This is a genomic window from Binatus sp. (SeqCode) (assembly GCF_036522015.1).
In the GTDB taxonomy this organism is placed as follows: Bacteria; Desulfobacterota; Binatia; order Binatales; family Binataceae; genus Binatus.
The window spans coordinates 1-8,282 of record NZ_DATDGQ010000327.1; the positions used below are offsets into that span (position 1 = coordinate 1).

At 62.3% G+C, this 8,282-nt stretch carries 9 protein-coding genes; all 9 read left to right on the plus strand.

The annotated features are described in order from the left end of the window. The coding region (locus tag VIW95_RS13850) for an enoyl-CoA hydratase (protein WP_331587502.1) at positions 1-750 on the plus strand (750 nt) is incomplete at its 5' end. A 114-nt stretch (positions 751-864) separates the two neighbouring features. Then, on the plus strand, positions 865-1,665 hold the full coding sequence (locus tag VIW95_RS13855; RefSeq protein WP_331587504.1) for an enoyl-CoA hydratase/isomerase family protein: 801 nt from the start codon (positions 865-867) through the stop codon (positions 1,663-1,665). 33 nt (positions 1,666-1,698) lie between these two features. Continuing rightward, on the plus strand, positions 1,699-2,118 hold the full coding sequence (locus VIW95_RS13860; RefSeq protein ID WP_331587506.1) for a pyridoxamine 5'-phosphate oxidase family protein: 420 nt from the start codon (positions 1,699-1,701) through the stop codon (positions 2,116-2,118). Between the two features lie 27 nt (positions 2,119-2,145). Continuing rightward, on the plus strand, positions 2,146-2,940 hold the full coding sequence (locus VIW95_RS13865) for a class I SAM-dependent methyltransferase (RefSeq protein ID WP_331587508.1): 795 nt from the start codon (positions 2,146-2,148) through the stop codon (positions 2,938-2,940). A 4-nt stretch (positions 2,941-2,944) separates the two neighbouring features. Then, positions 2,945-3,955 carry a nitronate monooxygenase gene (locus VIW95_RS13870; RefSeq protein ID WP_331587510.1) on the plus strand — a complete coding sequence of 337 codons (1,011 nt, stop codon included), beginning with the start codon at positions 2,945-2,947 and terminating at the stop codon, positions 3,953-3,955. Positions 3,956-4,013: 58 nt separating this feature from the next. Further along, complete coding sequence (locus VIW95_RS13875; protein ID WP_331587512.1) at positions 4,014-5,063, plus strand: Mrp/NBP35 family ATP-binding protein; 1,050 nt, start codon at positions 4,014-4,016, stop codon at positions 5,061-5,063. Positions 5,064-5,190: 127 nt separating this feature from the next. Continuing rightward, positions 5,191-5,526 carry a YfhL family 4Fe-4S dicluster ferredoxin gene (locus VIW95_RS13880; protein ID WP_331587514.1) on the plus strand — a complete coding sequence of 112 codons (336 nt, stop codon included), beginning with the start codon at positions 5,191-5,193 and terminating at the stop codon, positions 5,524-5,526. A gap of 18 nt (positions 5,527-5,544) precedes the next feature. Further along, positions 5,545-6,864, plus strand: a complete 1,320-nt coding sequence (locus VIW95_RS13885) for an inositol-3-phosphate synthase (RefSeq protein WP_331587516.1) — start codon at positions 5,545-5,547, stop codon at positions 6,862-6,864. Between the two features lie 56 nt (positions 6,865-6,920). Next, complete coding sequence (coaBC, locus tag VIW95_RS13890) at positions 6,921-8,171, plus strand: bifunctional phosphopantothenoylcysteine decarboxylase/phosphopantothenate--cysteine ligase CoaBC (RefSeq protein WP_331587519.1); 1,251 nt, start codon at positions 6,921-6,923, stop codon at positions 8,169-8,171. Positions 8,172-8,282 lie beyond the last annotated feature (111 nt).

Below are 8,282 nucleotides of genomic sequence, written 5' to 3' on the forward strand. Positions count from 1 at the left end.
CGGCCCGACAAGCTCAACGCGATGAGCGCCGAGATGATGGGCGGGCTGGTGGACAACCTGTCGCGCGCCGCGACCAATCCCGAAATCGGCGCCGTCGTGCTGACCGGCGCGGGGCGCGGATTCTGCTCGGGCGGAGATATCGGCGGGATGCGCGAGCGCAACGAGAATGCGAGCACGAGCGCGACGCAAACGATCGAGGATCGCGTCGCGGGACTGCGCCGCGGCGAAGAAGCGTCGTTGATGCTGCACGAGATGTCAAAGGTGACGATCGCGGCGGTCAACGGTCCAGCGGCCGGGGCCGGCTTGAGTCTAGCGATGGCGTGCGACATCAGGATTGCGTCCGACGCGGCACGCTTCGCCACGGCGTTCGCCAAGGTCGGCTTCTCGGGCGACTACGGCGGCACATGGTCGCTAACGCATCTGGTGGGATCGGCCAAGGCGCGCGAGCTGTATTTCCTGGCCGATGTGATCAGCGCCGATGAGGCGCTGCGTATTGGGCTGGCAAATCGAGTCGTGCCGGCGGCGTCGTTCAAAGACGAGGTGCACGCGATCGCGTCGCGAATCGCCAATGGCCCGACGGTTGCCTACGGCTATATGAAAGCTAATCTCAACGCGGCGCTGAATCATGAATTCAACGAGCTGCTCGATCGCGAGGCGTGGGGACAAACGATGACGGGGCGGACGGAGGACCATCGCGAGGCGGTGAAGGCGTTTCTGGAAAAGCGGCCGCCTACGTTTAAGGGTCGATAGTGCTCGTGCCCGCTCCTTGTCCGAGGAGGGGCATCCCTTTATTTGGACTCTCACCCGTGCCGTCGGCGCGGCCTCTCCCTGACAGGGAGAGGCTATTTATGGAGGTCAGTGACGATGGATTTCAAGACGATCATTTATGGCTCGCGCGACGGCATCGCGAAAATCACTATCAACCGCGCCGAGCGGATGAACGGTTACAACGAGACGATGGTCAAGGAGATGTGCGCGGCGATCGATCTCGCGCGGCAGGACGACGACGTGCGCGTGTTGATCGTCACGGGCAGCGGACGCGCGTTCTGCGCCGGCGGCGATATCAGCGGCGCGCCGGAGAGCCGTTCGCGATTTCATGGACATCCGATGGGGCACATGCTCGAGATGCGCGAAGGGTTCCATCAGCTGGTAATTTCGTTGCATCGCTTCGACAAGCCGGTGATTGCGGCGATTAACGGTGCGGCGGTGGCCGGCGGGCTGACGCTGGCGCTGTCGTGCGATTTCAGGATCGCGTCGGACCAGGCGCGGCTGGGGGACACGGCGCTCAAGTTCGCGCTGCTCTGCGATGAAGGCGGCGCGTACCTTTTCCCGCGCTTCATGGGTCTGGATCGCGCGCTCAAGATGACGCTGCTCGCCGAAGTCTATGACGCGAAAACGGCGCTCGAGCTCGGGCTGGTGACGGAGGTGGTGCCGCACGCGGAACTCGAAACGCGCGTGAACGATTTCGCGCGGCGGCTCGCGGACGGACCGCCCTTGGCAATCAGGCTGGCCAAACGCATGATGTACAAGCAGCGCGAGATGACGCTCGAGAATGCGCTCGAGGACGCCGCGCTCAACGTGATGATCACCAATCCGTCCGAGGACGTGCGCGAGGGTATCCGCGCCTTCCGCGAAAAACAAAAACCGAACTTCAAGGGCAAGTGAGTTTGCCGCGCCGCTACAGGAGACCTCGTTCGCATGCCGATGAAGAAGAAAGATGTCGAGAAGCTGCTCAAGAAACCGATCGTCGCAGTGGTCGCCGTCACCGCGCCCGACGGCGCGCCGCATGCGGTGCCGACCTGGTACGAATACGCCGACGGGCAAATCGTTTTTCACACGGGCGCGGAGTCGTTCAAATACAAATGCCTGGTGCGCGATCCGCGCGTCACGCTGGTCGTCGATACCAAGAAGGCGCCGTACAAGACGGTGGTACTGAAGGGACGCGCCACGCTCGAGGAAAAAATCGACGACAAACGCACCGAGCGGATGGCGGTCGAGTACCTGGGCAAGAAACTCGGCAAGGCGTACGCGAAATCGCTCAAGGGCAACAAGGTCGTGGTCGTGACTTTCAAGCCGTCGCGGACGGTCTCGTGGGACTACAGCCAGGAGCGCCCGTAGCGCGTAAGGTACGGCCGTAGGGTTGCGATGGACGAGCGACTGAAAGCAAATCTCGACGCGTGGAACCAGATGGCGCGGATTCACGCCATGTCGCCCGAGTACCGGCTTGCCGAGTTCAAGGCGGGCGAGAACGTCCTCAAGCCCGTCGAGCTGCGCGAAGTCGGCGACGTTCGCGGGAAATCGCTATTGCACATGCAGTGTCATTTCGGACTCGACACGATGTCCTGGGCGCGGATGGGCGCGAAAATCACCGGTGTGGATTTTTCCGACGACGCGATCGCGCTCGCGCGTTCGATCAGCGCCGAGTTGAAGATTCCTGCGAGATTTCTGCAATCCAACATTTACGACGCGCCCGACGTATTGCACGAGCAATTCGACATCGTGTTCACGTCTTACGGCGCATTGTGCTGGCTGCCTGATATCAAGCGATGGGCGCAGATCGCGTCGAGCTTCGTGAAGCCCGGCGGTTTCTTCTATATGGCTGAGTTTCACCCCCTGATTCTGATGAGCGATAATCGCCGCGGTATGACGAAGCTCGAAAACGAGATTTCATACTTCCACACGGCGATGCGTGAAGACCCGCCCGGCCCCGACTATTCAGACCCGAGTAAAATCGTTTCCAAAACTCATCAGTGGATGTACCGCCTTGGCGACATCGTCAGCGCGCTTGCGGCGACGGGACTGCGAATCGAGTACCTGCATGAGTTCGCTGAGTGCATCTATCAGCATTTCCCGTTCATGAAGCAGGGCAGCGACGGCCTCTGGCACATCGAAGGCGATCCGATCCCGACTATCTTTTCGATCAAAGCGAGCCAGCTCTAAGCCGATGCTGAAGACGAAATTCTGCGAGCTGTTCGGCATCGAGTATCCCATCGTTTGTGCCGGGATGGGCAACGTCGCGCTCGCGAATCTCGCCGCTGCAGTATCAGAGGCGGGTGGGCTCGGCACTATTGCGCTGCCCGGCTTCTCGCCCGACGCGATAGCGGCGGAGATTTCCGCGGCGCGCAGGATCACGGCGAAGCCGATCGTGGTCAATCAGCTGATTCCATTTCTTCGGCCGGGAATTTTCGAGGCGCTCGCGGAGCTGCCGATTTCCGCGGTGACGTTGTTCTGGGGCGATCCTGCCGAGCATATTCCGGCCTGCAAGAGGCTCGGGTTGAGAGTCATCTGGCAGTGCGGTTCGGCTCTGGAAGCCGCCGCGGCGAAACGCGCCGGCGCGGACGCGATTATCGCGCAGGGGTTCGAGGCGGGCGGCCACGTGCGCGGCGTCGTCACCACGTTCGCCCTCGTACCGGAAGTGCGCGACGCGATTGGCGACCTGCCGATGCTCGCGGCGGGCGGGATCAGCGATGGACGCGGCCTGGCTGCCGCGCTGGCACTGGGCGCCGACGGCGCGGTGTTCGGCACACGCTTCCTGGCCTCGCGCGAGTCGTCGGCGCGTCCGGAATACAAGCAAGCGGTGCTTGACGCGAACGCCAACGACACGGTTCACACCAAGCTGTTCGACATCGGATGGCCCGACGCCGCGCATCGCGTGATCCGTACGCCGCTCGTCGACGCGTGGGAACGTGCGGGCAGGCCAATCAGTCCGAATCGCGCCGGCGAAGGCGAAACGGTAGCGCATCTTCGCCGCGGCGGTGTCGACGCGCCTCTGCCAAGATACTCGGTGAATCCACCGTCGGATTCGGTCGAGGGCGATATCAGCGGCCTGCCATTCTACGCCGGGCAATCGGTGAGTTTGATCGATAAAATTATGCCAGCCGCTGAAATCGTCCGCCAAATCGTGGCGGAGGCGCGCGACGTGATCGCATCGAGCCTGGCGCCACTGGCGCGCTGAGCACCTTGAATTACCGCATAACTATCGATGCGCCAATGCATCTGCGATACTTGAATTAGTGGCACGACAGGTTCCTAACGACGCGGTTATCGAGGCGCTCGGACACGTAAAGTATCCCGGTCACTCCGCTGACATCGTTGCGCTTGGTCTGGTTGAGGATGCGCAGCCTCTGCCCAACGGCGGGTATGCGATCACTCTGCGGCAGGTTACCGAGCGCGACGAGGTGATCCGCGAGCTGGCTGCGAATATCCATCGGGCGCTGACGCATGACCTTGGCGTACCGAGCGTCGAGCTTCGGGTGCATCGGATTGAAGCCGAGCTCGGCGAGAAGACCGGGCGCGTGCGGCTTGACGGAACCAAGCACATCATCGCGGTGGGAAGCGGCAAGGGCGGAGTGGGCAAATCGACCGTCGCGGCGAATATTGCGGTGGCACTCGCGCGATTGGGACTCAGCGTCGGTCTGCTCGACGCCGACATCTACGGGCCGTCGGTGCCGATGATGTTCAACGTCGGCGACGAGCGGCCCAAGTCGGTGGGCGGGCAGAATTTCTACCCAATCGAAAAGTACGGCGTGAAGCTCATCTCGATTGGATTTTTTCTCGGCGAGAAGGCGCCGGTAATCTGGCGCGGACCGATGGTGATGGGCGCGGTGCGGCAATTTCTGAAAGACACGCTGTGGGGTTCGCAGGATTTTCTGGTTGTCGACCTGCCTCCAGGCACCGGCGACGCGCAGTTGACGCTCGCGCAGCAGGTCTCGCTCGACGGCTGTGTGATCGTGACGACGCCGCAGGACGTGGCGCTGCTCGACGCGACGCGCGCGATCAAGATGTTTCGCCAGGTGCATTGCCCGATTCTCGGCGTGGTCGAGAACATGAGCTATTTCATCTGTCCCGATTGCGGCGAGCGCGACGAACTTTTTGGCTACGGTGGCGGCGAGCGGATGGCCGCGGAGGAGGGCACGCAACTGCTCGCGAGGGTCCCCATTTACCCCGAGGTGCGACAGGCCGGCGACGACGGTATGCCGATTGTAGTCGCGGACCCCGCGCATCCCGCCAGCATTGCGTTTCTGGAGCTCGCACGACGCATCGCAAATGCCGTCGCCGACTGACCGGGTAGCGCCTTGAAATACTTGCTCCTCCTGCTGCGCGCCGATATTCTTGCCGTTCGGTCCGATCGTTTTGTCGACGCCCATTGCGCGGCGCCAATTCCAACAATGACCGGTTTCGGAGCTCGAAATGTCGACGCTTATAACTGAGGAATGCATTAACTGCGGTGCGTGCGAGCCGGAGTGCCCGAACACCGCGATTTATGAAGGCGGCGCGCAGTGGGAACTCAACGGCGCGAACAAGCCCGCGATCAAGGACGACATCTACTATATCGTCCCCGACAAATGCACCGAGTGCGTCGGCTTCTTCGACCAGGAACAGTGCGCGGCGGTGTGTCCGGTCGATTGCTGTATCCCGGATCCCAACATTCCCGAGACCGAAGAGGCGCTGATCGAGCGGGCGCGCGTGCTGCATCCCGATCAAACCTTCGGCGCTGAATTCCCGTCACGATTCCGAAAGGGCTGACGCCAAGGAGCCTGAAGTTTGACGACAAAAGGTCCCGTCCGAATCGCACCCGCGGACGGCAAGCTCGGCGTGCTGCTCCCGGGCATTGGCGCGGTCAGCACGACGTTCATCGCCGGAGTCGAGGCGGTCAAGCGCGGGCTTGGCGCGCCGATCGGATCTCTGACGCAACTCGCCACCGTTCGTCTCGGCAAGCGGACCGAAGGACGCACGCCGCTGATCAAGGATTTCGTCCCACTTGCGAAGCTCGAGGATCTCGAATTCGGCGGCTGGGACATTTACGAGGACAGCGCGTACGAAGCGGCGCTCAACGCCGCGGTGCTCGATCGTGGGCTCCTGGAGCAGGTGCGCGAGCCACTGGAAAAACTTCATCCGATGGATGCAGTTTTCGATCAGGACTACGTGCGCAACATCCGCGGCCCCAATTTGAAGGAAGCGCGCACCAAGATGGACAAGGCCGCGATGCTGATGGACGACATCCGGCAGTTCCAGAAACGCACCGGCGTCGCGCGCACCGTGATGGTCTGGTGCGGCTCGACCGAGGTCTTCCATCGGCCGGCAGCGGTGCATGAAACGCTGAAGGCGTTCGAAGCCGGGCTCGCCAGTAACGATCCCGAAATTGCGCCGAGCCAGATTTACGCGTACGCCGCGCTCAAGATGGGAATCCCGTATGCAAACGGGGCGCCCAACCTGACCACCGACACGCCCGCGCTGCTCGAACTCGCGCGCGAGACGAACCTCCCGATTTGCGGCAAGGACTTCAAGACCGGGCAGACGTTCATGAAGACGCTGATCGCGCCCGGACTGAAGGCGCGCATGCTCGGGATGTCGGGATGGTTCTCGACCAACATCCTCGGCAATCGCGACGGCGAGGTGCTCGAAGATCCCGGCTCGTTCAAGTCCAAGGAAGAGACCAAGCTGTCGGTGCTCGACCAAATCCTTCAGCCGGAGCTGCATCCGCAGCTTTACAAAGATGTTTTTCACTCGGTGAAAATCAATTACTACCCGCCGCGCGGTGACTCGAAGGAAGGGTGGGACAATATCGATATCTTCGGATGGCTCGGCTATCCGATGCAGATCAAAATCAATTTCCTGTGCCGGGATTCGATCCTGGCGGCGCCGCTGGTGCTCGACCTCGTGCTGTTCATGGACTTGGCGCATCGCGCGGGCATGCGCGGAATCCAGGAATGGCTGTCGTTCTACTTCAAGGCGCCGATGCACGCGCCGAACATTTATCCCGAGCACGACATTTTCATCCAGCTGATGAAGCTCAAGAACACGCTGCGATGGATGCGCGGCGAGGACCTGATCACGCATCTGGGGCTCGAATACTACGACTGACAGTCGATATGCAGGCCGTTTCAACCGCGGGCGCGCCGCATTAGAATCTAGGCCTGATGGGCGTGCTTGACGGCAAGACGATCGTGCTCGGCGTAAGTGGCGGAATTGCTGCTTACAAATCCGCCGAACTCGTGCGCCTGCTCGTCAATGCAGGCGCGAACGTCCGCGTGATGATGACGCGCAACGCCACCGAGTTCATCACTCCGCTCACATTGCAGACGCTCAGCTCGAATCCTGTCGCCACTGACACGTTTTCGCTGACGCAGGAATCCGAAATAGGGCACATCCGGCTCGCCGACAGCGCCGACGCGATCGTGATCGCGCCCGCAACGGCAGACGTGATTGCCAAGGCGGCGGTCGGTATCGCCGACGACATCGTAACAACAGTGTTGCTCGCGACGCGTGCGAAAGTCGCATTTGCGCCGTCGATGAACGTGCATATGTACGAGCATCCGACGGTCGCGGAGAACATTGGCAAGCTGCGCGCGCGCGGCGCGGTGATAATCGAGCCGGGTGAGGGCGCACTCGCGTGCGGGTACGAGGGCAAGGGACGTTTGCCGGATCCGGCGATTGTCGTCGCGGAAATCGAGAAGATGCTGTCGGCGCAGGATCTTGCGGGCGAGAACATCCTGGTGACGGCGGGGCCGACGCAGGAGCTGATCGACCCGGTTCGATTCGTCACGAATCGCTCGTCAGGCAAGATGGGATTTGCGATCGCGCGCGCGGCGCGGCGCCGCGGCGCTGCTGTGCGAATCGTGGCAGGACCGTCCGCGCTCGCTACGCCTTATGGCGTCGAACGAATCGACACCGTGACCGCGGCCGCGATGCTCGCGCAAACGTCGAGCAATTTTACCTGGTCCACGGCGCTCGTGATGGCCGCGGCGGTTGCGGATTTCCGTCCCGCGAATCCAGCGGGCGGCAAGATCAAGAAGGACGCTCGCGGGCTTCGGCTCGAGATGGAGTCGATCGCGGACGAGATGCCGCGCCTTGCGGCGAAGAAGGGCGCGCGCCTGCTGATTGGATTCGCGGCGGAGACCGACGATCTCGAAGCCAACGCGCGCGCCAAGCTGAAACGCAAGGGGCTCGACCTGATCGTCGCCAACGACGTGACCCGCGAGGCCGCCGGCTTCGAGGTCGATACCAATATCGTCACGCTCATCGGCTCCGATGGCCGCTCCCAGAGCCATCCGCAGATGTCCAAGGACGCGGTTGCGGAGCTGATCCTCGATCGAATCGTCGCGCTCCGAACTAACAAACCGAAATCCGGCCGCGCCGATAAACCGCCGCGCCTGCGCGCTGTCAGATAATCTCGAATGGACGCGCCATCGTCGCTCGATCGCCGTACGCTGGTCGCCACGATTCGCGACTACGTGGAGCAGTTGCGCGAAGAGGGCATGGAGGGACTGCCCGCGTCGGCG